We start from the raw sequence: 25514 nt of genomic DNA, 5'->3' as shown, positions 1-25514 counted from the left end.
AAAGGGGATCTATAGACTGCGGGCCACTTTGCGGGCCAGTTCCGCCATGCGGTTGGCATAGCCCCATTCGTTGTCGTACCAGGCCAGGATCTTCACCTGGGCGCCATCCACCACCATCGTCGAGGGCGCATCCACAATGCTGGAGCGGGGATCCCCTTTGAAATCCACCGAGACCAGGGGCAGCTCCTCGTAGCCGAGGATCCCCTTGAGTTCGCCCTCGGCTGCAGTTTTTAAGAGGTGATTGACTTCTTCCACGGTGGTGGGCCGCCTGACTTCGAACACCGCATCGGTCAGGGAAGCGTTCAAGAGAGGAACACGCACCGCAATGCCGTTTAATTTGCCGTTGAGTTCGGGGTAAATCAGACCAATGGCCGTGGCCGAGCCGGTGGTGGTGGGCACCAGAGACAGCAGAGCGGAGCGGGCCCGCCGCAGGTCTTTGTGGGGGGCATCCACCATGGTTTGGGTATTGGTGACGTCATGGATGGTGGTGATCACCCCGTGAACAATGCCGATTCCCTCGTGGATGACCTTCACCAAAGGAGCCAGGCAGTTGGTGGTGCAGGAAGCCGCCGTGAGCAAATGGTGCCGGGCCGGGTCGTACAGGTGATCGTTGACACCCATGACGATGTTGAGGGCTGTCTTGTCTTGGACGGGAGCAGCCACAATCACCTTGCGCACCCCCGCTTTGAAGTAGGCATCCAGCTCCGCTGCCTTGACAAATTTGCCCGAGCATTCCAGCACTAGCTCGATCCCCAACTCTGCCCAGGGCACTTCACCGGGGGATTTGTGTTCGCTGAAGGTGAGGGTTTTCTCTTGGATGCGCAGCCGGTTATCGGATCCCTCAATGTCGATAGCCCAGCGGCCCTGCACCGAGTCAAACTTCAACAGGTGGGCCGCCGTCGCAGCTCCCCCTTTGATCTCGTTGATGTGGGCGAATTCCAGCTCTTCCCAGCCCCAAGCAGCCCGCAACACCAGCCGTCCGATGCGGCCAAAACCGTTGATGCCCACCCGCACTGCCATAGCATTGACCCTAGACTTGTCCAGAAGGGATCCCGCTCTCTCAGGGCAAATCCCGCCTCAACTTTATCAGAACGCCCTAGTCGTTTCAAGACAAGTTGATGGGTAGGGTCAGGAGAGACTGGCCGATGGGGGTCGGTTCACGGTTGGCCTTGGGAAATGTTGCCGAATGTCCTGAAATCCAAAAGGGATCCGCTGAGGCAGCCCCAATCGACAACAGGGCCTATCCTGTAGCCGATTTGCAGTCCAGATCCACACCTCTGGGCAACAATTCGCCCAACCCGGCAACCGGTGGCCTAAGCTGGGAAAAGTTGTGCTTTTCTGGATGTGCCCCCGCCGCCTCAGCCTTCTGTGCAGGATGACTTTCCTCCCTTACCCCCCCCACCTCCCCGTTCTCCGGCTTTGAGGGTGGTGGAAACGGCTTTTTTGGCCAGTACCGCGGCCTTGATCTGGATCCTGAGCTACACGCCGCTAGCTCCTTTCATGCGCCTGTTTTTCCCCATCCCGGTGGCGCTGGCGGTGATGCGCTGGGATCCCCGCACAGGGGCAATGGCCCTGGTGGTCTCCGGCCTGTTGCTGACGGTGCTGATAGGGCCCACGCGCAGCATTCTCTATGTCATTCCCTATGGTCTGCTGGGCTATTGGTGTGCCCGCCTGTGGCAGCAGCGTCTTTCCTGGTACGTCTCGGTGGTGAGCGGGGCTGTGCTCAGCGCCCTGGGCTTGATCTTTCAGTTGGTGCTTTCCTCCCTACTGGTGGGGGAAAACCTCTGGATCTACGTAACCATTCAACTTACCGGCCTAACCAACTGGCTCCTGGATGTGTCCCTCAGCCGATGGGGCGTCTACTGGGTGGCAGAACCCTGGATGGTTCAGGTGGTGGTGGTGGGATTTATTGCCTTCAATTCCCTCATCTACGTATTCACGGTGCATTTGGTGGCCGCCCTGGTGATGGAGCACTTTCGTTGCCCGCTGCCACCCCCGCCGAAGTGGGTACAGTTTTTGCTGGATTAGCAGCCCCTGTGAGTTGTACAAGAGCAGAGCAAGCTGCTCTACAAATGAGTTCTTGACAAATCTTGACAAATGAGTTCTTGGCAAAAGTCCCACCCTATTGCCATGCAACGCTACAGGAATGCAAGAACTGGAAGGTTCTCTGCTAGGATCGCGGTAGCGGGACGGAGTCCTTTCGCGTTAGCGGGACGGAGTCTCGTTGGGATCCTGGTGGCAACAAGATATCAAGATTTAAGACTGCGATTATGGCTTCCCGCAAGAATCAACTGGCTATTGACAATGACGAGCTGATGCGTCGGGTAGAGGCTCTGATCAACGCTTCCAAAAATCGCTATCGCATCACGGTACAGGTGGCCAACCGCGCCAAGCGCCGCCGCTACGAGGATCCGGATGATATAGAAGATGGCTGGATGAAGCCAATCCGCCGCGCTGTCATCGAAATGTCGGATGAACTGACTGAGCCGGAAATCATCGGCGATGAGTAGTCACTAGACTTGCGGCCTGCTGGCGCGACCGCCCTGTTGAAACTGCTAGCCGGCTGAGCGGCTAAGGGTAGAAGCTTTCGGCAGCCGCCTATTTTGTCAATTTGTCAAGTCGTTTGCAACGGGATCCCTTTCCCGCAGGCGAGCCTCGAGCCGCGATTCCATCAGGTGCAGCAAGCGGTGGGTCTCCTCTGGGCTGAGACCCTGGATGCGCATCTCCAAGGGGCTGTGGAACCAGAGGGTCTGCTGTGGGAAAGGAATCTGGATCCCTGCTTGATCGAAGGCGTGCTTGAGGCGACGGCGGTATTCCCGCGCCACCCTCCACTGCTGCAGGGGCTGCACCTTGATCCAAATGCGCAACGTGATCCCCCGCTCCCCCAGATCATCGACACCGTGCATTTCGGGGGGCTCGAGGATTTTTTCCCGCCAAGCTGGCTCCCGGTACATCTGCAGAGCCACCTGCTCGGTGATGCGTATCGCCTGTTCCAGGTCATTTTCATAGGCAATCATGATCCCCAGATCCACCCGTGACCAGCCGTTGGAGAGGTTTTCCACCACCCGGATGGCACTGTTGGGAATGGAGATCAAGCTGCCTTCGGTGTTGCGCAACTGGGTTAGCCGCAGATCCATGTGTTCCACGAGGCCGCCCCGCCCGTCCACCACGATCACATCCCCTTCGGCAAATTGATCTTCGATCAAAATCAACAGCCCATTGATCACGTCCTTAATCAGATCCTGAGCAGCCAGGGAAATCCCCAGCCCAATAAAGCCCAGGCTGGCCACTAAGGGGCCAATATTGACCCCCACCGAGGCCAGTCCGGCCAGGGATCCAAGCAAAACCAGGGTAGTGGCTGCAGCTCCTTTAGAGACGCTGGCAAAGGTGCTGAGGCGTTTGCTGAGGCGATAGGTGGGGGCATTTTGCTCTTGGCGCAGGGCAGCAAAGAGGTTATCCAGCACTAGTCCACTCAGCCAGACACTGCCATAGGTGGCCAGACCCACCCCTACCAACCGCAACAGAGGGCCGCGCAGCGAAACCAGGAAAAACGTTTGCAGGGGTCGCGTTTGCGGGAAAAGGCCCAAGCTCACCCCAACTCCGCCCACCCACAGGCCAATTTGCACCAGGCGCAGCAGGCGAATTTGCAGCTCTAAATAGGATTCCTGCCGTTTGCGTCCGGCCTGTTGTTCGACCAAGACGGGATCCACGCCCGGCTGCTCTTCCCCCGCTAGGCGCTCCTGAATCTCTGCTTGGATGGCCTGGTATTCCGTCTGCAGGGCAGCGCGTTTTTGCTGCAGCCGTCGCCGTTCTCGCTGACAAAGCTGGCTCAGGCTGCCTGCCACGGCCAAGATGCCGAGGGCAATCACCGCTTGGCGGCGCAAAAATGGCGGCTGCCGTTCCCGTTGCGAGGTGCGCAGCGCTTCCTCGACAATGCCGGCTACTTGCTCAGCCCAGTCCATGGGTTGGGCGCCCTGGAATTGGGCATCGAGGGAGGTGATGGTCAGCAAATGTCGCCCATTCACCCGGATAACAGGCTGGTTGGTCTGGCCGTCTAGGGTGACTTCAACCTGCAGCGCCTCTGGATCGAATCCGGCGCTGGCCAACTGGTGCAGAGTTTGTTCAATGGAGCGTACCCGCTGCAACACCGGCGGCAGGCTGCCGGGATCCCCCTGGGGAGCAGTAACCACAAACAAATGCCGCCCATCCAGCGTCACGGCCTCCGCCTGGACAGAGGAGGTGGGGAGGCTAAGCGCTTGCCGCAGCTCTTCTAGGGCATCCAAACGGTTGAGCAAAGGCAGGTTGGAGGTGGTGCCGTTGTTTTCGGCAGCTTCCTGCCCCCATGCGGGCCCGCCTATGGGGGATAGGGCAAAAGATGCACCGAAAAGGAGAGGCCACAACAGGGATCCCGTTTTCCCCGGCTTCGGCTTGTCTACCGATCGCAGTTTGTGCAGCATGAGCCGTTTGCGTCAGCGGTGCAGAACACTTTAACGCCTCACTCCAGAAAGAAGAAAGCAATCCCGAGGATGGCATAGGTGGCCAAGAGCAGTAGCCCTTCCAGCCAGTTGGAGCGCCCATCGCTGCTGACGGAATTGATCAGCAGCACCGAGACTGCAATGGCCACCAACTCCACCATGCCGAAGTTGAAGTTCATGGGCTGATGCAGCACATCCCCGGCCAGCACCAGCAGAGGTGCCACAAACAGGGCAATTTGCATCGTCGAGCCCAGCGCCACCGAGAAGGAGAGATCCATCTTGTCTTTCATGGCCACCGTGATCGCCGTCGCATGCTCTGCCGCGTTGCCGATGATCGGCAACAAAATCACCCCCATAAACAGCGGCGTCATGTGAAAGTGTTCCAGCGTGTCCTCTAGGGTGCTCACCAACAGTTCCGACTCCAGCGCCACCAACACCGTCAACCCCAAGAGGGCCAGCACCCAAAACCCCAAACCGGCTCCCTCGGGCGGAGCCGTCAACACCTGGGGAATGGATCCTTCCGCCTGCAAAACCGGATTGGGGGCCAGGCGATTGGCCGCCTCATCTTCTGCGGCTTCTGCTTCGTGAAGGGCGTAGAGGTAACTGTGGGTTTTGAGGGAAAACAGCAAAGTGAGACCGTAAACCCCAATCAGCACCAGGGCTACCGCCGTGGATAGCTCTTGGATGGAGATCTCCCCCAAGTTGGCATCGGTGTAGGTGACCACGCTGGGCAAGATCAAGGCCACCACCGCCAGGTTCATCACCGAGGCATTCATGCGGGCCACCTCGGGTCGAAAGCTCTGCTCCCGAAACTTGATCCCGCCCAAAAACATGGCCAAGCCGGCCACCAGGAGCAGGTTACTGATGATCGCGCCGGTGATGGAGGCTTTTACCACATCCACCAGCCCCGCCCGCAGTGCCACCAAGCCGATGATCAACTCCGCCGCATTGCCAAAGGTGGCGTTGATCAGCCCCCCGACTGTCGGCCCTGTCAAGGCTGCAATCTCTTCCGTGGCCTGACCCATAAACTTTGCCAAGGCCACCACCGCCAAAGCCGCACAGAGGAAGACCAGGTTGGGATCCCAGCCCCGGAAGTGCCCCACCCAAGATAGGGGAACCCCCAACAGCAGCAGGAACATTATGCTGTTCAGACCTCTCTGCCAACCTGATGCAGAGCGATCCGGGGAAATCAAAGGATTTGCATTAGCCAGGGTCATGGTTCACAAGGGGAAAATAAGGTAGCGAGGCTGTTTGGGTTTCGGGGAGCCAGATCCCCCATGGCCAGGAGTGACCATCTCCAAGAGTCTAACGGCTGCGAGGGGAGGTTGGATAGGTGCTGCTGGCTAGAGGGAGATAACCCGGTTGCGCTGCAACTGCCGGGCGATCTCGGCTCCCAATTGATCGGACAGATGCTGGGGATCGGCGATTTTCAAAAAACTGCTGCCCTCTACCTCAAAGGGAAAGGATCCCTCGATGCCGTCGCGGGGGAGTTGTACCAGCAGCAATTGTTCGGGGCGCTTCGATTGCAGGGCATAGCCCAACTCCAGACAGACCTGAGGGCTGGGTAGGGGACGCCCCCGGCCATTCACCTGCACAGGGGTTACATCGGCCACCACCAGCAGCGCGTGCTTGAGCTTGCGAATCAAGGCCGCATCGATGAGCGGGGTCTCAGCCTCAGCGGGAAGGGATCCCTGAAGCTGTAGGGGCACAACCGGCCCGTGGTTGCGATTGAGGGTCTCTACCACGGCTTGCAATGCCCGGTGCAGAGTGGCGCTGGAGTCGGGGTAATCCGATTGGCCGCAGAAGTAGATGACCGGCTCGGTCATGTTCAGGGTGGCCCGCTTATTAAAGTAGATCTCACGGCTGATCAAATCGAGGTTGGAGATGCTGTAGGCGCCGCTGCCTTCGATGTAAAACTCCACCAGCTCTCCTTCCAGGTAGCGCTGCCACCACAGGGAAGCCTTCACCTGCTCCACATCGTCGAGAAAGTCGGCCCGCATCGCCGTTTTCAAGAGGCCGGTACGGCTTAGGCGCAGGTCAGGGGCCCTCTGTTGGACTTGAGAAGCAGACAACACCGAATCCAAATACCAGGCTTTCAGGACGATGATCGCCATGGGATCCCTCTGCGCTCAGCCTTAAAGGTACGTGACATACTCCCACACTCATGCTGACGCAAAGCGCTCCGCGCCGCCAAAGCGAGAGAGTGCAGGCTTCAAGGACTCCGTCCCGCTGACAGGAAGAGTGGCCCGCGCCCTGTCCACAGGACGAGCGCCGGGAGGATGTCACTCCTCTGTCCAGAAACGCTCGGAAAGATATTTGTCAGCCCCGTCGCAAAAGATGGTCACCACCACTCCAGAGGAGAGCTGACGGGCCACCTCTAGGGCTGCCACCACATTGGCGCCGGCAGAGATGCCCACCAGCAGGCCTTCTTCCAACGCCAAGCGCTTGACCATTTTCTGGGCTGCTTCTGTGGAGATCTCAATGTGCTGGTCAGGCAGGGTGGGATCGTAAATCTCGGGTTTTAGAGCTGTGGCCATGTGCTTGAGCCCTTCCAGGCCATGGAAGGGAGAGTCGGGCTGCATGGCAATGATTTGGATATCCGGGCGATACTCTCGCAGGCGCCGCCCCACCCCCATACAGGTGCCGCTGGTGCCTAGCCCGGTAACAAAATGGGTGACCTGCCCCTGGGTTTGCTCCCAAATCTCCACCCCAGTGGTTTCGTAGTGGGCTTGCCAGTTGGCGGGGTTGCTGTACTGGTCAGGGTAGAAATAAAGCTCGGGGTTTTCCGCATAGAGGGCGCGGGCTTTCTCGATGGCCCCATCGGATCCCAGAGCGGGATCCGTCAGAACCAAGTCCACGCCATAGGCAGCCAGGATCTTCTTGCGCTCCGGGCTGGCGTTGGCGGGAAGAGCCAGCTTGACCTTGTAGCCCAAGGCGGCCCCGATCCAGGCATAGGCGATGCCGGTGTTACCGCTGGTGGCATCGAGGATGATCTTGCCGGGGGTAAGCTTGCCCTGGCGTTCGCCAGCGCGAATCATGTTGAGGGCCGGGCGATCCTTGACTGAACCCCCAGGGTTGTACCACTCTGCCTTGCCATATACCCGTACCGATTCCGGCAAATCGGCAGCAACCCGCCGCAGACGGATCAGCGGCGTCCCCCCCACCAGCTCAATAGGGCTATCCACAGCAGGGAGTAACGGGCGAGAAGAAAATGCAGTCGGATACAAGGGGGATCCCTCGCTAGACAGGCATCGGCTGGACAACCATTGCTCATCTTACCCCGGTCTTTCCGGCCTCTTGGGAGCTTTTTAGTTTCCCCCTCCTGCCCAAGTTCTGGCTAGGCTCCAAGTAGGCTCTAAGATGGGGGTAGAAAAGTGGGATTTTCCCACAGCAGGATGACGCGGAGGGGCATGGCAGAAATTGGGATTGTGACTGCCCAGCAGTTTGATCGGCGACGGGGCCAGATCCATGTCTACGACGGCGAGGGCAAAGGCAAGTCCCAGGCGGCCCTAGGGGTTGTGCTGCGTTCCATTGGCTTGGGGATCGAAAAGGCGGCCCCCAGCCGGGTGTTGCTGGTGCGGTTTCTCAAGGGGCCAGGCCGAACCTATGCTGAGGATGCGGCCATTGCGGCTCTGCAGCGAGGCTTCCCCCATCTCATCGATCAATTGCGCACCGGGCGGGGAGAGTTTTTCGGCCCAGATGAGATCACCAAGTTTGACCGTCAGGAGGCCCGCCGCGGTTGGGATGTGGCCAAAGGGGCTTTGGCGTCGGGGTTTTACTCGGTGGTGGTGCTGGATGAGCTCAACCCGGTGCTGGATCTGGGCCTGTTGCCTGTGGAGGAGGTGGTCAGTACCCTCAAGCAAAAGCCGGAGGCCATGGAGGTGATCATCACCGGGCGCGGCGCTCCCAAGGAAATTATCGACCTGGCGGATTTGCACTCGGAAATGCGCAGTGTCCGGCGGGCGACGGATCCCCGCAACGGCGAGCTTCCTTCCAGCGGCATCGAGATCTACACCGGCAACGGCAAGGGAAAATCCACCAGCGCTCTGGGGCGGGCTCTGCAGGCGATTGGACGCGGCATCAGTAAGGATCTCTCCCATCGTGTACTGATCATGCAATGGCTGAAGGGGGGAACGGGCTACACCGAGGATGCAGCCATTCGGGCCCTGCGGGAAAGCTACCCCGATTTGGTGGATCACCAGCGCTGCGGTCGGGATGCCATTGTCTGGCGGGGCAAACAACAGGAAATCGACTATGTAGAAGCGGAGCGGGGCTGGGAGTTGGCGCGGGCGGCCATCGCTTCTGGCCTGTACAAAACCATCATCCTGGATGAGCTGAACCCGACGGTGGATCTGGAGCTGCTGGACGTGGAGCCGATTGTCCAGGCTTTGCTGCGCAAGCCGCGGGACACGGAGATCATCATCACGGGGCGGTGCCATGCCCCCTTACCTTACTTTGAGCTGGCCTCTGTCCACTCGGAAATGGTGAGCCACAAGCACTATGCCGAGCAGGGGGCCGATCTGCGGCGCGGGGTGGACTATTGATGGGATCCTTCGCAGCGTTCTCAGCCAATTCTGCTCTCTCTTGGCCTCCAGACCCCAGGACTCTGGCCCAGTTGTTGCTCACCCTTTTCCAGACGGAAGTGTGGGTGGAGGGCAAGGAGCACGTTCCCGCCGGCCCGCTGGTGGTGGTGAGCAATCACCGCAGTTTTCTGGATGCGCCGGTGCTGATCGCGGGGTTGGACCGACCGATTCGCTTTGCCTGCCATTACTACCTGGCTCAGGTGCCGCTGCTGCGGGAAATCGCCCTGGCTTTGGACTGCATTCCCCTCAAGCAGGGATCCCGACAGCAAATCCATTTTTTTCGCCAGGCACAGGCCAGTTTGGCAGCGGGGGTGGGTGTGGGGATCTTCCCAGAAGGGGCGGAGCAGATCACCCGTGAGACCTCGCCTGGGGAGGTGGGGCGGTTTCAGCCAGGTTTTGCCCACCTGGCGCTGGCGGCAGCGGTGGATCCCTTGCCGATTCTGCCGGTGGCGGTGTGGGCGCAGGAAGAATGGCGGGGAGTAGATATTCCTATGGCTTTTTTCCGCTGGTTTGACCCCACTGAACCCCGATTTCAACAGGAAGGGGGACATCCGGTGGTGTTGTATCGGCGGGTGGTGCTCAGGGTGGGATCCCCCCTTTGGGTGGGCAGGAAGCAGCGCCAGGGATCCCGACGCGAGCGAATGCAGGTCATTCAAGAGCTAACTGCAGCGGCCCGAGAACAGGTGCGATTGGGATTGGCAGAGAGATGAGAAAGTTGAGTGGCGAGCCGGTAGCATCTGCCTCTAGCTTGGTCAGCCCGGCAACGGGAGCGGTCGGTCAGGAGCGGCCCCTGCTGCTGTATTTGCCCGGTATGGATGGCACAGGTACGTTGTTTTACCGGCAGGCGCAGGCTCTGCAGCGGGAGTTTCGCATTCGCCCCCTGAGTTTGAACCACCCGGAAGCGGGGGATAGCTGGGAAACCCTGGCCGATTGGGTGGGATCCCAGCTAGAAGCGGGGGCGTACTTGTGTGGAGAATCCTTTGGGGCCTGCCTGGCCTTGTTGGTGGCCGCCCAATGGCCGGAACGGTGCCGCGGCCTCATTTTGGTCAATCCAGCCTCGTCGCTGCGACGTAGGCCCTGGTGGTGGGCAGGGCATGTTCTCCTGCCTTTTTTGCCACCGGGGCTCTATCACCAGTTGTCGGAGCGGGGGTTGGGGGTTTTGGCGGAGCTCAGCCAAATGGAGCCGCCGGATCGGGAGCGGCTGCGCCAGGCAGTTCACAGTGTTGAACCCACAGTAGCTGCTCGGCGCTTGGCTTTGCTGGGATCCTTTGCTGTGGAGAAGCTGCCCCTGGAGTCGATGACCCTGCCAACTTTGCTGGTGGCGGGGGGGCGGGATCGCCTGTTGCCCTCGGTGCAGGAGGTGGGCTGGCTGGCGGAACGGCTGCCCCAGGCGCAGGTAGAAATCTCGCCCCAGAGCGGCCACGCTTGCCTGCTGGAGCGGCGGATGAACCTGCGGCGTTACCTGCTCAAGCCGGATGGCCTTTTTGCCCCTCTGCTGCTCAATTCTGCTTCGGCCCATTGAGCATGGACAGGGATCCCCACAGATCTTCTATCCGCTCTGGGCAGGAGCTATCCTTCCCCTCTCGATCCAGCCAAAGGGCTCGCAAGCCTGCTGCTTTTGCCCCCTGATAATCGTCGCGGCGGCTGTCGCCAATGTGGCCAGCAGCTGCGGGGGGGATCCCGTGGGCTGCCAGGGCAGCTTGGAAGATGCGAGGATCGGGCTTGGCATAGCCCACTTGGGTGGAGAGGGTGAGGGTGGAAAAGTAGGGATCCAACTGCAACTGCTGCAGCACCCTGGGCAAGCGGCTGTCGAAGTTGGAGATCACCCCCAACCGGATCCCTTCCTGCTGCAGGGCCCGCAAAGCCGGCAGCGTCTCGGGATACAGCTCCCAGGGATCCGCCCCGGCAAAGTGCTCAAACAATTGGGCGAAAAAGTCTTCAAACCGGTGCTCTCCGAAGGCAGCCAGGGATCCCACCCGGGCAAAAGTCTCCCGCACCACCTGGCGCCACCAGGTCCGCTCCCACTCCCGCAAAGGGGATCCCGTCAATCCTGGGCAGGCCGGGGCTGGAGCCTGGGCAAAAACTTGGCCAAAAGCGCGATCCAAGGCCTGGGGATCCACCCTTACCCCATACTCCGCTGCCACCTGGCTGTAAACCTGGCCCACGCTGCCCCGCACCCGAAACAAAGTGCCCACAGCGTCGAAAAAGAGCACCCTCAGCTTCACGACTGCCCCTCGTAGCGGGCGTAGGCATCGACAATCCGCTGCACCAGAGGGTGGCGCACCACATCCCGCTGGTCGAAGTAGCAAAAGGCAACCCCCTCTACCCCTGTCAGAATACGCTCTGCCGCTGCCAGGCCGGACATGCGATGTTTGCCCAGATCCGTTTGGGTGAGATCCCCGGTAACCACCATACGCGACCGGAATCCCAGCCGCGTGAGGGCCATCTTCATCTGCTCGGGGGTGGTGTTCTGGGCTTCGTCCAAAATGATGAAGGCATTGCTCAAAGTACGGCCTCGCATATAGGCCAGCGGCGCCACTTCGATCACCCCCTGCTCCATCAACTGCGGCAGCTTGGCCGGGTCGATAAACTCGAACAGGGCATCGTAAAGGGGCCGCAGATAGGGATCCACCTTTTCCACCAGATCCCCCGGCAAAAACCCCAGTTTTTCTCCCGCCTCCACAGCCGGGCGAGTCAAGATCAAACGCTCGTACTCCCGGTTTTGTAGGGCAGCAATGGCCACAACGGCAGCCAGATAGGTTTTGCCGGTACCCGCCGGTCCAATGCCAAAGCAGAGGTCGTGGGTGCGAATGGCTCGCACGTACTCCTGTTGGCGGGGCGTTTTCGGTCGGATAAGCTCCCCTTTGCGGGTGCGGGCCAAAACTCCTGCTTGTGCTTGCTGATAGGCGGCAGCCTCCTGGCCGGAGAGGGCGCGAAAAGCTTGCTCTGCATCGATCACAGTGACGGGGTGCCCAGTTTGCCAAAGCGGCCTCAGCAATTCTAGCCATTGCCGCACCTGCTGCCGCTGTTGGGGAGTGCCTTTCAGGTACAGGTCCTGTCCGCGCAGCGTTACAGAAGCACCGCTGGAGCGACTGATCCACCTCAGGTTGGCCTCCTGAGTGCCCGCCAAAGACATGGCCTGTTGAGGATTGGACAGAGAGATGACTTCGAAATCAGAAGAGAGGGAAGTAGGGTTGTCGTGCATGCCGTGGGCGCCGGGCACCCTGGGAGACCTGTAGGGGTGATCTTACCAAAAACGCTTGTCAGGGCGCTCTGGGCTGTGGAAAGCCGCTGCAGAGCCCAGGGGTCGAGCGCAAGAGTGCTTAACAGGCGATTACACCATTAATGTGTTCCAAAATACAAGCTTCTGGAAGATCTGCAGCAAACCTGGATTTGGGTTCTGGCCTTCATTGGCAGCCGAGTCACAGGGAATTAGCAACTCCCTAAGGTTCCCTAAAAAAGTATTGCAAAGGGCTATCTTTTCGGGAATAGCTTTTATTCATCAAGTAACGTTGATCTATCTGCTAAAGGAGCTTGAACTCCCAACCTCTCATCCGTTTGGGCAAGAGCTTGAGGTTTTCAACTCCGTTGGTCATCGTGCATCTGACATTCTCTACCCAGCAGGGGAGATGTGGATAGGTTGGTCTCTTACAACCCTTCCCTAGACACATTTTTGGGATCCCTGCGGCTCCTCAATCTCTGGGGAGGGAGCCCATCCTTTCTGGAGTCATTTTGAAAAATCAGATGGAAAAAGGAGAGATAGATGTTTACCCAATCTGCGTCTGATACCCTGGGGTTGGCACAACTGGATTTGGCGCAAATTCCGCGGCAGATCACCTGCGATGGCAGTGACTTGGATTGGAGCCAGGCCCTGGCCATCGAAGGGATCCAACCTGAAGAAGAAGCTTTACAGGCTTGGATGGCTTTCCGTGACCTGCGGGTGAACCAAGAGGCGGGCAACATTTTACGCTGGCAAGGGCGTCCGTTGCGGGCCAGCCGTATCCGCTTTTTCCCCAGGAATGTGGCTTGGCGCTATGGCTTCTCGTTTTCCACCAGCATCCGCTCGCCCCTTGGCAAAGGGATCCCGACCCCTGAGGAGTGGCGCTACCCGGGCCTCTGCCGCTACGGGATTGTGCTGTTTCAACCCAAAGCCCAACTGGTGGCCCATCAGGTTTTCGAGTCCTCGCCAGAGCAGCCCCAAGAGGTGGATCTGGATCCCAACCTGGATATTGCCTTCAACATCAATGACGCCAAGGGCAGCTACGGCGACAATAGCGGCAGCTTCGATATTTACCTGCAGGTGGTGAGCTAGACTCACCCAACCCCAGGAGGGATCCCGGCTGATCGCGATAGCGGGACGGAGTCTTTGCAGGGCGGGTCAGGGGGCAGTTGCCGGGTGGGATCCCATCCCCTACAATGAGTGAACTGGTGTCTGGATCCCAGCTTGCCATTGCCCTTCCTGGCCCTGGAGAGGTGGCTGAGTGGTCGAAAGCGGCTTCCTGCTAAGAAGTTACGGGGCCCAAAAGCTCCGTCGAGGGTTCGAATCCCTCCCTCTCCGTCCATATTTGCTGTCCATATTTGCTGACCAAGGTTGTTGACGTCCTCTGCGCGCCGTTAGCTTACTTCCCCATAGCGGTAGGGCGGGGCTTTTCTCAGTAGCTCGGGCGTCTCAGACTAACCTGAAACGACCATAGAGGCCAACTCCGCTACCAGTCATGGGTCGTGGAAGCAGGAAGAAATCAGAGACGTCACCTCCTATTGGGGTTTCGTAAGTTTTTCAGAGGGGTGTAGTCCTCAATCCAAATAGGCGCTCAACTCCTCCTCCAATGTAGGCAGTTGCACCTCTCCCTGCTCCAGCTCTTCCAAATCTTCCAGTTGCTTGCGCAAACGGGCGATCCGCTCTTGCAGGCACTCTTTGATGCCTTTGGCCCCCAAACCGAGGCAGCTGCGGCAGACTTCCCCGTAGATTTGCCCGCGGTCGTTATAGACCACCGCCAGCAACACTTGGTGCCCTTTTTTCTGGATGGGGTTGGCCCATCCCCCACAGATAATGCAGGGCACTCGGCCATTGCCCCCGTAAATGCTGCGTTCCCAGACGATTCTCACGCTCAGCCTCAATGCAACTTGTTGCCCACCAGCATAAAAACCCAGGGGGATCCCTTGCCACCCCAAGATGCCGCGTTCCTTCCCTTCCCATTGCGGTGAAACGGTTTGCTGGTTAAATGCCTGCCCCCCTCTCCCCCTGGGAGAGGGGCTTGGGGGTGGAGGCCAAAAAGGGATCCCAGTGGCTAGGTGCTGGGCCGGGCAGATTGAGAGCGGTCGATGGTGCGATAGGTGAGGCTGGCAGCCACCTCTAGAGCTTTGGCGGCGTCGCGGAAATAAAACCCCAACTCCTCATCCTTCTCCGTGCGGTTGGGCTTATTGAACTTGGCCTTGAACTGCACGTTGCAATACATGGCCAACCCCACCAGAACCTCTGACAGTCCGTGCTGGTTGATCAGCCGCTCCACGTCCGTAAGCAGGCTTTTGATCAAGGCATCGGCTACTGGTTCTGGCAAACTGTCCAGGTCGTGCATGGGGGCTCCTCAACCAACGAGAGCAAACAAGCCAACGGGTCTGGGATCCCGAAGGCAACCTCTCCTGATTTTCCTGCATCTTTTCCAGAATGCCCAATCCCCTTGCCAAGGCTACCACCACTGCCGCAGCCAGCCCCACAGGCCCGGATAACGAATGGAGCGCTCCCGGGCCGCTTGTTCCAGATGATGGGCGTGGTCTTGGATGCCGGGATCCCGCAGACGATTCAGGCGCATCAAATAGGCATAGCGGTGGATCTGTTCTCGCAACTGAACTGGGGGAAGAGCAAAGCACTCTGGGCAAATAGGGCCGAGATTCAGACCCCTATCGTTGAAAAGGCAACGAACTCGCTTCCCGCCCGCAAAACGCTTTCCGCAGGCGGCACAGTAGCAAGCTGAGGGCTGGTTGGCAAGGCGCTGCCAGCGAATTCGCATGGTCTTCCCGACAAAAAGGCAAGCAACGTGCAGGCAATTCGCTGTAGCCATAATAGGCTAGAAGCTGGTGAGCAGAACCCAGGATGGGGGGGCCTGGAGTATCGAAAACCATGCCGCAACTCTACGACTGTGTCATCGTCGGCGCCGGCCCTGCTGGAGGATCTGCCGCCTACCATCTGGCCAAGCGGGGACGCTCGGTGCTGGTTCTGGAAAAGGATCCCTTGCCCCGCTACAAACCCTGTGGGGGCGGCGTTTCTCCTATGGTGGCGGCTTGGTTTGACTTCGACTTTGGCCCCGCCATTTCCCTCAAGATCCGGCAAATCCGCTACACCTGGCGCGGCGGCGATCCGGTGGTGGTCGATTTGGATTTGAAAGAGCCCGTTTGGATGGTGCGGCGGGATGTTTTCGACCACTACCTGATTCAGCAAGCGCAAAAGCAAGGGGCTGCGCTCCAGGCAGAATGCCCCGTCTCCGGCCTTGAGTGGCAAAGCGACCGCTGGCAAGTGATGACAACTGCCGGCCCGGTCTGGGGTCGGTACGTGATCGGGGCCGATGGGGCAAAAGGCTCAATGGCCAAGTGGCTGGGCTTTCAGGAACGCCGCCGTCGCCTGGCTGCCGCCTTGGAAGCAGAAGTGCCCCTCTCGCAGCCGCAAACTGCAGCCGCCCATTTTGACTTCGGCGCCGTCAGCAATGGCTACATTTGGAACTTCCCCAAGGCTGATGGCTACTCGATTGGAGCCGGCACCTTTCGGGGTGGAGAAAAACAAAACCTGCGGGAAATTGCCGCCCAATATGCCCAAAGCTTTGGCGTAGACTTGAAGTCGGTCAAGCCGTTTGGCCATCCCATCTGCCTCTGGGACGAAGATCAACCGCTACACACCCAAAATGCCCTCTTGGTGGGAGATGCCGCCTGCGTCATCGATCCGTTTACCGCCGAAGGGATCCGCCCTTCCCTTCTCACCGGCATGTTGGCGGCCCAGGCCATCGATCAAGCTCTAGGCGGGGATACAGAAGCTCTGGCGAACTACTCTGCCCGCGTGCAGCAGGAATGGGGCTCAGAAATGCGCTGGGCTAAGCGGATTGCGGCGTTGTTCTATCGCTTTCCGGGCGTGGGCTACAGGGTGGGCGTCAAACGACCGGGAGCCACTCGGCGCATGGGCCAGATCTTGGCCGGTGAACTGCGCTACAGCGATGTGGCCAGCTCAGCTATTCGCAAGTTAAGCGGTGGTCTGCTCGCCTAAGCCCGGCACCGACAGACGCGGGCGAGATCCAGGATCGTCGAAGCGCTTGCCGATCAACAGGCAGTTGCGACCATCCGCTTGGCGGCTGTAGCTGAGGTGAGTAGAGAGAGCTTTCATCAGCAGAATACCCCGTCCCCCCTCGGACTCAAGATTGGCGTTGGGCGATGTGGGATCCGACAAGTTCCGAGCAAATCCCTCCAGATCAAACTCCTGCCCCTGATCCCAGATGCGCAACTCCAGCCCTTGCGGCATCAGCAGCAGCTCAATGTCGATGGGCGTACTTTCCGGCAGAGCGCAGTGGGCGTGGCGAACGGCGTTGGTAAACCCCTCTACCAAAGCCAACTGACATTCCGCCCAAATGGGATCCGGGATGCCCGCATTTCGGAAAGACTCAAACCAGGTCAAAACCTGGTCAAGCGCGTCCAGGGTTGTGTCAACCCTCAGCGCAAACGTTTGCCTCTTGTCCAGAGGGATCCCTGCCGCGTTCAAAACCGAACCCCAACGATGAGGATTGAACTCAAGCCCATCAATCCTGGCCGGATTGACCCTACCAGATTCTAGACCAGAGCCCTGCTAGAACGTGTCATCCCCCACTTTGGGGGGTGCAGCTAGGGAGCGATGACCAAATCCACACGGCGGTTCCGCTGCCGTCCGGCTTCTGTGTCGTTATCGGCAACGGGCAAGGTGGGACCAAAGCCAGAGGTTGTCCAACTGATGGGATGGCCTTCCGGCAGCAGCTTCGTCAAATAGTCCTTAACCGCATTGGCGCGGCGCAGAGAAAGGGCCAAGTTGTAGTTTAAGGGCCCGATGTTATCGGTGTGGCCATTCACTTGAACGCGGGCGCCGGGCATAGCTTCCAAGGACTTGGCCACCTGGGCCAACAGCGAGGCTGCTTCAGGTCGAATCTCGGCTTTGTCAAAATCGAACAGCAAATCGCCCGGCAGGCTGATGGTTTGGGTTCCCACCTGAAAAGAGGTCGGCGTTTTGGTCGGGGCTGGGGTGCTTTCTTCTCCTGGGACGATCTCGGCAGCAGTGGAAGATTCCCTGACAGGCTCAGGGGCTGTTTGAGAACGCAGCCGTTGCAGCCGCGACTCCAATTCCTCAATTCTGATCAAGAGCTGGATCACCTGCTGGCGGATCTCCCGAATCTCTGCCTCCAGATCCGTGGGGCTCTCATGATTTTCCTCTGGATCTGCATCTGCTGTTGGGCTGGCCACCGGAGGATTGGCCTGGGGCGGAGCCAAGGTGGGCAGGATCGGTGGTGTGGGAGAAGCGGGTTGAGTGGGAGAGATGTTGGTCTCCGGCTGGGGCTGAGGTTGGGCCTGCTGGGGAAGCACCATCCCGACCCAGATTCCGCTGCTGACCAAGAGGATCCCGCTTAGGGAATGGAGAGCGACTGTTAGGAGCTGGGACGAACGAGCCATTGCAGGCAAACCTCCGGCTGGATGGGCGCAGGCAAGGAGCAGGAACTCCTCTCAACTCAACCCTCAAGACCCATCCTAACCGGCGACCCGATCTCGCCAAGGGGATTCTCGGTCGGTCCAACTGCCACTTCCCGCCATCTGCTGTGGGAGGCTAATCAAAACTGATGCGACCTCGATAACGCCCTATGAGGGTTAGGCCGTTGATGGGATCCGCCAAATCCGCCACAAAAGGGGGAAAGCGGGGATTGTCGCTGATCACCTTCACCTGGGATCCGGGCAGGCGCTGCAGTCGTTTGACCAACAGATCCCCATCCATCTGAAAGACGTAAATGCCTTCACAGCTTAGATCCCCGCCCTCTTGCCGTTCCACAAAGATCCAGTCGCCATCCTCCAACGTGGGAGACATGCTATCCCCCTGCACCCGAATCAGACTTAGATCGGCAGGGTTTCCCTTCAAGTGCGTCCGCAGCCAGTTTCGCTCAAAAGCAACCACCGATTCGATCGATTCTTCGCGCACCAACACCCCCGCTCCGGCAGAGGCGGCTACATCGACAAAAGGCACATACACATACTCTGCTTTCGCGTCGGGATGCAACTGCGGGGATCCCTCCCCTGTAATCAGCCAATTGAGGTTGACCTGGCCCACTTGGGCAATTTTCACGGCCTTGTCAATGCTGGGCACGGATCCCTTCAGGTAGCTGCGCAAGGCCGTATCGCTAATTCCGGCCCGTCGCCCAAACGCATAGACGGCTTCATCGCCAATCACCCATCGCAAGCGGTCTGCAAAAGAAGAGCCAGAGGAGATGGACATCGGCTTAACGCTACATATTGTGTATAAACAGATTTTTACCACTATATCTTGACAAGTCAACGACCGGTGCAGCCATTTGGGGAGAATCTTCAACCTGAGCTGACCAAGCGGCAGAAGGGAAATCTCACTTATTGTTAGCAGGCTGGCTGGGGAATCCTACTGGCGCTACCGTGGTTTTGGGTTGTGTTCACAGCGGGTCAGCAGCGGGCCGGCACAGCTTACTCTACCCAAAAAGGTGCACGTGGGATCTTCACCAAGTGCTGGGGTAAGCTACCCTGTCTGTTGAACTTATTCCGGCAGTCTGTCTGGGTGAAAGATGCTGAGATATCGGCATTAGCGGCCCAAAAGGTTCGGTTCCCAGATTGCCTCTAGGTCTCCTTCAAGCTGCTCTACCTCAATCCCCATGACTTCCTCTGACTTTAAGCGCTGGCTGGATAACTTCCTGATTGCCGTTGTCTTTCTGGTGTTCGCCGGGTTTGTCTGGTTTGTCTTTTCCGTAACCGGGGCTTTTCTTGGGATCCCACTGGGCTACAAACTTTGGATGCGGCTCTGGCTGCCTTTGTTTCAGCCGGCTTTGGGGATCCTGATGGCCGGGGCGGTGGTGAGCGGAGTGTGGGGCTGGCTGGAAAAACGCCGCTCCCAACAATCATGATCATCAATAGAACTGAAGATCCCGTGGCGCAGGGGAGCCCCAGACTGGCTCTATACTGGAAACGTATCTAAATGTTGAGCACCTGAGGCAGTCTGGCGTCGTGTTTGTTCTGTCCGGCTACGAGTATTTGCTGGTTTTCCTGATCCTCTGCTCTCTGCTGCCGATTTTGGCTCTGGGGGCTTCCGTACTCTTAGCGCCAAAGCGGCGGGGATCCCTGCGGCGCAGCACTTACGAGTCGGGCATGGAGCCGTTTGGGCAAGCCTGGATCCAGTTCAACATTCGCTACTACATGTTCGCACTGGTCTTCGTCATTTTCGATGTAGAGACGGTGTTCCTCTATCCCTGGGCAGTGGCGTTTCACCGCTTGGGGCTGTTGGCCTTTGTGGAGGCCCTGATTTTCATCGCCATCCTTGTGGTGGGTCTTGTGTACGCCTGGAGAAAAGGAGCATTGGAATGGTCATGACGTCTGAGAAATCGCAAGTCTTGTTTCCGGGGGCTGCCCCCCAGGTGACTACCGACCTCTCCAACAACGTCGTTCTGACGACGGTGAACGACCTGTACAACTGGGCCAAGATGTCCAGCCTCTGGCCGCTGCTCTACGGCACTGCCTGTTGCTTCATCGAGTTTGCCGCCATGCTGGGATCCCGCTTCGACTTCGACCGCTTTGGCCTGCTGCCTCGTTCTTCGCCGCGCACGGCTGATTTGATCATCACGGCAGGTACGGTCACCATGAAAATGGCGCCGGCGTTGGTCAAGCTCTACCAGCAAATGGCTGAGCCGAAGTACGTGATCGCCATGGGGGCCTGCACCATCAGCGGTGGCATGTTCAGCTCCGATTCCTACACGGCAGTGCGGGGGGTGGACAAGCTGATCCCGGTGGATGTGTACATTCCCGGCTGCCCTCCTCGTCCAGAAGCGATCATGGATGCCATTGTCAAGCTGCGCAAGAAGATCGCCGCCGAGGACATGCGGGAACGAGGCCGTCTGCAGCAAACCCACCGCTACTACACGGTTAAGCACAACCTCAAGCCTGTGCCGGAGATCATCACCGGCAAGTATCTGGAGAGCGAGACTCGCCAAGCTCCCCCGCCAGAGCTGGCTGCGGCCATTGGCTTGCCAGTGCCCCCGGCTTTGCAAACTGCCGACTTTAAGCGGGCGGAACAGCAGCTCAAAGCCTTGCAGGGAGGAGTGTGAGATGGCAGAGGAGAATGCCCAGGAAAAACAAGCGCCGCCATCCGCAGGCGAGCAGTCGGAACCCTTGGTGACGTTGGAGCGGGGCCCGGTTTCCCAGTTTCTGGCCGACAACGGCTTCGAGCACCAGTATTTGGGGAGAGACGCAGCGGGGGTAGAGCTGTTGGAGGTGGAGCGGGACTTTCTCCTACCCTTGTGTACCGCCCTCTATGCCTACGGCTTTAACTACCTGGAGTGCCAGTGCGGATATGACCTGGGGGCAGGGCAGCCACTGGTCAGCCTTTACCACCTGATCAAGCTGTCAGACGGGGCGGATCGCCCTCAGGAGGTGCGGCTCCAGGTAAAGTTGCCTCGCCAGGATCCACGCCTACCTTCCGTATACTGGATTTGGAAGTCGGCGGATTGGCAGGAACGGGAAACCTACGACATGTATGGCATTGTTTTCGAGGGACACCCGAACCTGAAGCGGATTTTAATGCCGGAAGACTGGATAGGGTGGCCCCTGCGCAAGGACTACATCACGCCTGATTTTTATGAGCTGCAGGATGCCTACTGATTGGGGATCCCTGACCTGGTGAGCAGCGTTGAACAGGATGGGTTGAGATGTGGCCTTTTTTGCTCTTGGCAATCTATGCAGGTGGAGTTTGGTACTCGGCCCGCAAGGCGGATCGCATCTATTCGGGATCTGGGAAGTGGCTGGTATCGGCCCTCTGGCCGGTGCTGCTGCTCTCAAACCGTCAGTTTCGCCAAAATTGGCGTCGTCCCCTGAACAAGTAAGTTTGAGTTGAGTAAGTCTGGATCCCTGGAATCCTCACCTGTGATCGCTCCTGAGCAACACCTACGCGACCCGAGTCTTTCTCTATCGACACCTCAGGCCACGCAGAAGTTGCGGGAGTTGATTGTCAGCCGCATTCGCGCTCAGGGACCGGTGACCTTTGCCCAGTTTATGGAGTGGGCTCTCTACGAGCCAGGGTTGGGCTATTACGAGCAGGGATCCCCGATTGGCCCCGACTACCTCACCTCTCCCCACCTGGCGGCGGACTTTGCCCAACTGTTGGCGGAGCAAATCCACCAGTTCTGGCACATTTTGGGATCCCCCTCTGCCTTCACGGTCATCGAGATGGGGGCAGGCAGCGGTCGCTTGGCCCAGGATTGGCTGACCTACGTGCGCTCTGCAAGGCCTGCGGCCCGCTTACGCGAACAGCCCTCTTTTTGGCAGGCGCTGGACTATGGGATTTTGGAGCGTTCTGCCCATCTGCGGCAGCTCCAGCAGGAGCGGTTGGCCCCTTTTGGGGAGAAGGTGCGCTGGTTGGATTGGGACGGGATCCCGGATGAGTCGGTCACAGGCTGTTTCTTCTCCAATGAGCTGGTGGATGCTTTTCCGGTGCATCGGGTGCAGGTGCAGGATGGGGCTTTGCGAGAAATCTATGTCGATTGCGGCGAGGCTGCAGAAGCCAACTTCCGGGAAGTGCTGGGGGATCTGTCCACCCCTGAGCTGAGGGAGTATTTTGCCCGCTTGGGGATCCCTGTAGAAACCTATCCGTCGGGCTACCAAACCGAGGTGAACCTAAAAGCCTTGGAGTGGCTGCAGCTCCTGGCCCGCAAGCTCCGGCGAGGCTACGTGCTCACCATCGATTATGGCCACACCGCCCAGCGCTACTACAGCCCCCACCGCGCCCAAGGTACGCTCCTGGCCTATCGACAGCACGGCAGCTACACGGATCCCTATGTTCGGGTGGGATCCCAGGATCTCACCGCTCATGTGGACTTTACCACCCTAGAGCAGGTGGGAGAATCTCTGGGGCTAAAATGTCTGGGGTTCACCCGGCAAAGCAGCTTTTTGGTCAACCTGGGATTGACCGAGCGGCTGGCCGCCCTTAGCCAAATGGGGAACCCGGTTGATGGCGAAGCTGTGGATGTGGGCCAGGTTTTGCGGCGGCGACATGCTCTTCACGCGCTGCTGGATCCCATGGGGTTGGGGGGCTTTGGGGTATTGGTGCAGGCTAAGGGCTTGATCCCCTCAGAACACGCTCACCCTCTGCGGGGCTTTGGCGAGCCAGAGCTGTGAACCGTTTCGGTGCTATTGGGATGGGATGTCTGCCCCTACCGGCTACCGTTGCCTTCCATCGATGCCAGTTCTGCCATTGCTCTGGCGCTATCTTCCAGGTTGTCGATTCGCTCCTCGAGGGTTGCAAAGACTTCGTCATATTTGTCGGCCCATGCGACGCCGGCGGCAGTTTTGGTCATGCGGGCCGAGCCAAGAGATACGTCTGAAGACCCTTTCGCGGGCATAGGTGACCGTTTAATGGAGTTACTAGAGCCTGTTGACCGACAAGCCTGGGTTAAGCGGGCAGTATCCTGCTTCAGGAGATTCTGTTTTGATTGGAGTTGTTCTACCTTGGCTATGCCCTCCTTATGGGACTGAATGAGTTTCTGTTTCTTGGCTTGTAAATCTCCAATCGAGGCTTTCAGGCTTTGCTCTTCTGCGCGTAACTGAGGAAGTCGTTCTTCTTGAGATTGGATCTGGATCTCTGTTTCAAAATGAAGCTGAGGAGTTTGAGCTTGCGAACGAGCCTCATCATAAGGTTGGGCAGCAGCCACCCCCTTCTGCTGGACTTTTGCCCAATCTTCAAGGGCAGCACGCAGGTTGGCCAGTTCGCTTTGCAGTTGCTGTAGGTCTGAAGGAGTGATTTCGTTTTGCTTCTGTCGATTTTCGAGGTGCTGCAGAAGCTGGATTTTGGCTTTGGCCTCGCTTCCAGATAGAGCAGAAGCCACATAGCCCGTCATCCCCGTGGCCAAACCTGCTGCTCCTGCCTGCCACAGGGATCCTCCCGCCCCAAGGCCGCCAATAGCCACCGTAACTCCAGCCAACGCGGGAAAGGCAGTTATCCAAAGCTGGCGGCAGGAGAAAGGCAACATCATCGACCCCAGGGTGGAAGAGGAGATTGTCTTGAAGATTGTTTTGACCATAGGTAATGTTTGGGTAGGTTTTCTCTCACTCACAACTCCTCTTTTTTTAAGGAGAAAGGGGAGCTAGAACCAACACAAAGAACAAAGAACGCCTTAGAGACAATTTTACTGCACTATTTCACTGCACTTCATCACTGCACTTCAAGATGACTCTGGTGTACTGCTGAGGTTACAGTTCTTTACGCCATCCCTCCAGTATGGCCACAACTACAAGTCAATCGCCACTCTAAACCTGCAAGAGCCACTTCAGCTAGAAATTGCAGGAGCCCCGCACTGTACCCGTAGGGTCGGTGTCGGGAGGAATGCTATAATAATACTGCGGACACCAGAAACGGTTGTTTAAGGCACTGGTAACGGTCGATTGGGGGTGCTGTAAACCACCCCAGAGGCTCGTGGTTGGCTTGCTAACTGCAGGGCTACTAAAAGCCCGCTCCGTACCGCCTAGCGGTTGGTGTCGGGTAGTTTACGCTCATCCTGACCGGCTTTCTTGGCAGCGACGCCCAAGGACATCTGCTTTGACATGCTCGATAGGACTCCGTCCCGCTGACGCGAAAGGACCCCGTCCCGCTGCCGCAGTGGATCCCAGGGCTTGGAGCCTTGAGGAGAAAGTGGGGCAACTGTTTCTGGTTTATTTTGAGGGAGCTGAGTTTTCCTCCGCTGGAGCTGAGTTTTCCTCCGCTCTCGAGGAGATGATCCAGGACTACCACGTGGGCGGGCTGATCTTCTATTCGATTGCCGGCAACATTCAAACGTTGCCTCAGGTGGCCCAGCTCATTGCCGCCGCTCAGGCACAAGCCCTTGTCCCCCTGTGGATAGCCATTGATCAAGAGGGGGGGCCGGTGGTGCGCCTTACCGAGGGGGTGACGGTGTTCCCCAGCGCCATGGCAGTGGCAGCAGCGGGATCCCTGGCAAAGGCGGAAGCTATGGCCCGTGCGGTGGGAACGGAGCTGAAAAGTTTGGGGTTTAACCTCAACTTCGCCCCTGTTGTGGACGTGAACAGCAACCCCCACAACCCCATCATCGGCATCCGAGCCTTTGGGTCAGACCCGAAACAGGTAGCGGACTATGGCCTGGCCCTGTGGCGCGGCTATCGGCAAGCCGGGATCCTCTGTACGCCCAAACATTTTCCCGGTCATGGGGACACCGATATGGATTCCCACCTGGGGTTGCCGCGGGTGGATCGCCCTCTGGAGGCGCTACAGACCACGGAATTGCGCCCGTTTCAGGCTTTGATCCGGGCAGGGGCAGAGGCGGTGATGACGGCGCATGTGGTGATGCCGGCTCTGGGATCCGTCGGCGACAGCGGGACGAAGTCCTTGCAACCGGCAACGCTGGCCCCTGAGGTGGTGTCCGGCTGGCTGCGGCAGAAGCTGGGTTTCAAGGGTCTTGTCCTGACGGATTCCCTGACCATGGGGGCCATTGCCCGCACCTACGGCATTCCCGAAGCGGCAGAACTGGCCTTTAGGGCAGGAGCCGATGTGCTGCTGTTTGGGGCAGATCCCGGCTTTAGCCCGGCCATCCAAAAAGAAGCCTATGCCCATCTGCTGCGGGAGTTCCGTGCCGGTCGTTTGTCGGTTGAGCAGTTGGATCGGTCAGTGGAGCGAATTTTGACCTTGAAGCGGCGCTACAGGCTGGGATCCCCCTGCCCCCCTTTCCCCCCTGCCGGCTTGGAAAACCACCGGGCACTGGCCCGCCAAATCGCCCAAGACAGCATCACCCTAGTACGGGGATCCCTGCCTCCCTTGGCCCCTGACCCGCTGCTTATCACCCCTGTACCTTTGTTGGGGGAGCTGCTGCAAAAAGCCTGTCCCGCTGCCCAAGTGTTCTCCATCCCTCTGGATCCCACCCCCGAACAGCAGCGGATTGCCCAAGAAGGGGCTCAAAGGGCTGCGCAGGTGCTGGTGGGATCCCTGGAGACGTGGCGGCATCCGGCGCAGAGGTTGCTGCTGGGATCCCTTCCGCCGGAAAAGGTGATTGGGTTGGCCTTGGGATCCCCCTACGACGCCTTTGCCCTGCCCCAGATCCCGGTCTATTTGGCCTGCTACGGCACTACCCCCGTCTCTCTACAGGCGTTGCTGCAGGTGTTGTTGGGACAGATCCCGGCCCAGGGTCGCTTGCCGGTTGGATCCCACTTGGAGGGATCCTGGTCGCGTTAGCGG

28 protein-coding genes and 1 tRNA gene are annotated in these 25514 nt (G+C 58.8%); 15 read left to right on the top strand and 14 right to left on the bottom strand.

Translation table 11 applies throughout. The annotated features are described in order from the left end of the window. Positions 1-9: 9 nt before the first annotated feature. Positions 10-1020: an ArsJ-associated glyceraldehyde-3-phosphate dehydrogenase gene (locus tag ACVWXZ_RS05390; protein ID WP_457441781.1), complete on the bottom strand. Its 1011-nt coding sequence runs from the start codon at positions 1018-1020 to the stop codon at positions 10-12. Between the two features lie 324 nt (positions 1021-1344). Here ACVWXZ_RS05390 and ACVWXZ_RS05385 point away from each other — a divergent pair, with 324 nt between their 5' ends. Together ACVWXZ_RS05385 and ACVWXZ_RS05380 are read left to right on the top strand one after the other, a co-directional pair. Then, positions 1345-2028 (top strand): DUF2232 domain-containing protein, encoded by a 684-nt coding sequence (locus ACVWXZ_RS05385; protein ID WP_414383551.1) that lies wholly within the window; start codon positions 1345-1347, stop codon positions 2026-2028. Positions 2029-2270: 242 nt separating this feature from the next. Then, the gene (locus ACVWXZ_RS05380) at positions 2271-2510 is read left to right on the top strand and encodes a DNA-directed RNA polymerase subunit omega (protein WP_011433877.1); all 240 of its coding nucleotides are present in this window, start codon (positions 2271-2273) and stop codon (positions 2508-2510) included. A gap of 96 nt (positions 2511-2606) precedes the next feature. Here ACVWXZ_RS05380 and ACVWXZ_RS05375 read toward each other — a convergent pair whose 3' ends face one another. The 4 genes from ACVWXZ_RS05375 to ACVWXZ_RS05360 form a co-directional block, all read right to left on the bottom strand. Next, entirely contained in the window at positions 2607-4457 is a 1851-nt protein-coding gene (locus ACVWXZ_RS05375; protein WP_457482248.1) for a mechanosensitive ion channel family protein, read from the bottom strand. A 38-nt stretch (positions 4458-4495) separates the two neighbouring features. After that, entirely contained in the window at positions 4496-5614 is a 1119-nt protein-coding gene (gene cax, locus ACVWXZ_RS05370) for a calcium/proton exchanger (RefSeq protein WP_457403275.1), read from the bottom strand. Positions 5615-5818: 204 nt separating this feature from the next. Then, on the bottom strand, positions 5819-6589 hold the full coding sequence (locus tag ACVWXZ_RS05365) for a hypothetical protein (RefSeq protein WP_011433880.1): 771 nt from the start codon (positions 6587-6589) through the stop codon (positions 5819-5821). A 168-nt stretch (positions 6590-6757) separates the two neighbouring features. Then, positions 6758-7660 carry a PLP-dependent cysteine synthase family protein gene (locus ACVWXZ_RS05360; protein WP_011433884.1) on the bottom strand — a complete coding sequence of 301 codons (903 nt, stop codon included), beginning with the start codon at positions 7658-7660 and terminating at the stop codon, positions 6758-6760. A gap of 210 nt (positions 7661-7870) precedes the next feature. On the opposite strand from ACVWXZ_RS05360, the gene ACVWXZ_RS05355 reads away from it, so the two are divergent. From ACVWXZ_RS05355 to ACVWXZ_RS05345, 3 genes are read left to right on the top strand one after another with little or no spacing between them, the layout of a single operon-like run. Further along, positions 7871-9019 carry a cob(I)yrinic acid a,c-diamide adenosyltransferase gene (locus ACVWXZ_RS05355; protein ID WP_457403276.1) on the top strand — a complete coding sequence of 383 codons (1149 nt, stop codon included), beginning with the start codon at positions 7871-7873 and terminating at the stop codon, positions 9017-9019. Then, positions 9019-9768, top strand: coding sequence for a lysophospholipid acyltransferase family protein (locus tag ACVWXZ_RS05350; RefSeq protein WP_414413352.1), 750 nt, complete (start codon positions 9019-9021; stop codon positions 9766-9768). The genes ACVWXZ_RS05355 and ACVWXZ_RS05350 overlap by 1 nt, the downstream gene beginning before the upstream one ends. Then, complete coding sequence (locus ACVWXZ_RS05345) at positions 9765-10580, top strand: alpha/beta fold hydrolase (RefSeq protein WP_457482247.1); 816 nt, start codon at positions 9765-9767, stop codon at positions 10578-10580. The genes ACVWXZ_RS05350 and ACVWXZ_RS05345 overlap by 4 nt, the downstream gene beginning before the upstream one ends. On the opposite strand, the gene ACVWXZ_RS05340 is transcribed toward ACVWXZ_RS05345, so the two are convergent. Together ACVWXZ_RS05340 and ACVWXZ_RS05335 are read right to left on the bottom strand one after the other, a co-directional pair. Next, positions 10558-11283, bottom strand: coding sequence for an HAD-IA family hydrolase (locus ACVWXZ_RS05340; RefSeq protein ID WP_011433888.1), 726 nt, complete (start codon positions 11281-11283; stop codon positions 10558-10560). The two genes, ACVWXZ_RS05345 and ACVWXZ_RS05340, sit on opposite strands and share 23 nt — an antisense overlap. Beyond that, complete coding sequence (locus ACVWXZ_RS05335) at positions 11280-12263, bottom strand: PhoH family protein (RefSeq protein ID WP_414424518.1); 984 nt, start codon at positions 12261-12263, stop codon at positions 11280-11282. The genes ACVWXZ_RS05340 and ACVWXZ_RS05335 overlap by 4 nt, the downstream gene beginning before the upstream one ends. A 558-nt stretch (positions 12264-12821) precedes the next feature. Here ACVWXZ_RS05335 and ACVWXZ_RS05330 point away from each other — a divergent pair. Next, complete coding sequence (locus ACVWXZ_RS05330; protein WP_457403277.1) at positions 12822-13370, top strand: hypothetical protein; 549 nt, start codon at positions 12822-12824, stop codon at positions 13368-13370. Positions 13371-13525: 155 nt separating this feature from the next. Beyond that, positions 13526-13616 (top strand) — tRNA-Ser (locus tag ACVWXZ_RS05325). Between the two features lie 236 nt (positions 13617-13852). Here ACVWXZ_RS05325 and ACVWXZ_RS05320 read toward each other — a convergent pair. The 3 genes from ACVWXZ_RS05320 to ACVWXZ_RS05310 form a co-directional block, all read right to left on the bottom strand. Next, entirely contained in the window at positions 13853-14164 is a 312-nt protein-coding gene (locus ACVWXZ_RS05320) for a hypothetical protein (protein ID WP_457403278.1), read from the bottom strand. Between the two features lie 182 nt (positions 14165-14346). Next, entirely contained in the window at positions 14347-14634 is a 288-nt protein-coding gene (locus tag ACVWXZ_RS05315) for a hypothetical protein (protein WP_011433893.1), read from the bottom strand. A 111-nt stretch (positions 14635-14745) separates the two neighbouring features. After that, complete coding sequence (locus tag ACVWXZ_RS05310; RefSeq protein ID WP_457403279.1) at positions 14746-14901, bottom strand: hypothetical protein; 156 nt, start codon at positions 14899-14901, stop codon at positions 14746-14748. Between the two features lie 275 nt (positions 14902-15176). Here ACVWXZ_RS05310 and ACVWXZ_RS05305 point away from each other — a divergent pair, with 275 nt between their 5' ends. After that, complete coding sequence (locus tag ACVWXZ_RS05305) at positions 15177-16307, top strand: geranylgeranyl reductase family protein (RefSeq protein ID WP_414342010.1); 1131 nt, start codon at positions 15177-15179, stop codon at positions 16305-16307. Here the strand turns inward: ACVWXZ_RS05305 and ACVWXZ_RS05300 are convergent. The 3 genes from ACVWXZ_RS05300 to ACVWXZ_RS05290 all read right to left on the bottom strand — a co-directional run bounded on the left by ACVWXZ_RS05300 (position 16284) and on the right by ACVWXZ_RS05290 (position 18542). Further along, on the bottom strand, positions 16284-16796 hold the full coding sequence (locus ACVWXZ_RS05300) for an ATP-binding protein (protein ID WP_457403280.1): 513 nt from the start codon (positions 16794-16796) through the stop codon (positions 16284-16286). The two genes, ACVWXZ_RS05305 and ACVWXZ_RS05300, sit on opposite strands and share 24 nt — an antisense overlap. 119 nt (positions 16797-16915) lie before the next feature. Next, positions 16916-17731, bottom strand: a complete 816-nt coding sequence (locus ACVWXZ_RS05295) for an OmpA family protein (RefSeq protein WP_414342005.1) — start codon at positions 17729-17731, stop codon at positions 16916-16918. 151 nt (positions 17732-17882) lie between these two features. After that, positions 17883-18542: an XRE family transcriptional regulator gene (locus ACVWXZ_RS05290; RefSeq protein ID WP_457403281.1), complete on the bottom strand. Its 660-nt coding sequence runs from the start codon at positions 18540-18542 to the stop codon at positions 17883-17885. Between the two features lie 403 nt (positions 18543-18945). Here ACVWXZ_RS05290 and ACVWXZ_RS05285 point away from each other — a divergent pair, with 403 nt between their 5' ends. From ACVWXZ_RS05285 to ACVWXZ_RS05260, 6 genes are all read left to right on the top strand, one after another. After that, on the top strand, positions 18946-19194 hold the full coding sequence (locus tag ACVWXZ_RS05285; RefSeq protein ID WP_457388813.1) for a hypothetical protein: 249 nt from the start codon (positions 18946-18948) through the stop codon (positions 19192-19194). 100 nt (positions 19195-19294) lie between these two features. After that, entirely contained in the window at positions 19295-19657 is a 363-nt protein-coding gene (ndhC, locus tag ACVWXZ_RS05280; RefSeq protein ID WP_457482246.1) for a photosynthetic/respiratory NAD(P)H-quinone oxidoreductase subunit C, read from the top strand. After that, entirely contained in the window at positions 19654-20388 is a 735-nt protein-coding gene (locus ACVWXZ_RS05275) for an NADH dehydrogenase subunit K (protein ID WP_457384275.1), read from the top strand. Before ndhC ends, ACVWXZ_RS05275 begins: the two co-directional genes overlap by 4 nt. Position 20389: 1 nt before the next feature. Next, positions 20390-20941: an NAD(P)H-quinone oxidoreductase subunit J gene (locus ACVWXZ_RS05270; protein WP_011433902.1), complete on the top strand. Its 552-nt coding sequence runs from the start codon at positions 20390-20392 to the stop codon at positions 20939-20941. Positions 20942-20988: 47 nt separating this feature from the next. After that, positions 20989-21162, top strand: a complete 174-nt coding sequence (locus tag ACVWXZ_RS05265; protein ID WP_011433903.1) for a hypothetical protein — start codon at positions 20989-20991, stop codon at positions 21160-21162. Positions 21163-21202: 40 nt separating this feature from the next. Next, positions 21203-22453: a class I SAM-dependent methyltransferase gene (locus ACVWXZ_RS05260; protein WP_457482245.1), complete on the top strand. Its 1251-nt coding sequence runs from the start codon at positions 21203-21205 to the stop codon at positions 22451-22453. A 35-nt stretch (positions 22454-22488) separates the two neighbouring features. Here the strand turns inward: ACVWXZ_RS05260 and ACVWXZ_RS05255 are convergent, their stop codons facing one another. Continuing rightward, positions 22489-23388, bottom strand: coding sequence for a hypothetical protein (locus tag ACVWXZ_RS05255; RefSeq protein WP_457482244.1), 900 nt, complete (start codon positions 23386-23388; stop codon positions 22489-22491). 575 nt (positions 23389-23963) lie between these two features. Here ACVWXZ_RS05255 and ACVWXZ_RS05250 point away from each other — a divergent pair. Beyond that, the gene (locus ACVWXZ_RS05250; RefSeq protein WP_457482243.1) at positions 23964-25511 is read left to right on the top strand and encodes a glycoside hydrolase family 3 protein; all 1548 of its coding nucleotides are present in this window, start codon (positions 23964-23966) and stop codon (positions 25509-25511) included. Positions 25512-25514 lie beyond the last annotated feature (3 nt).

This window comes from Thermostichus sp. MS-CIW-38, from assembly GCF_054058415.1.
Note: the sequence above shows the minus strand (reverse complement) of the source record. Positions and strands in the feature narration are given on the sequence as shown.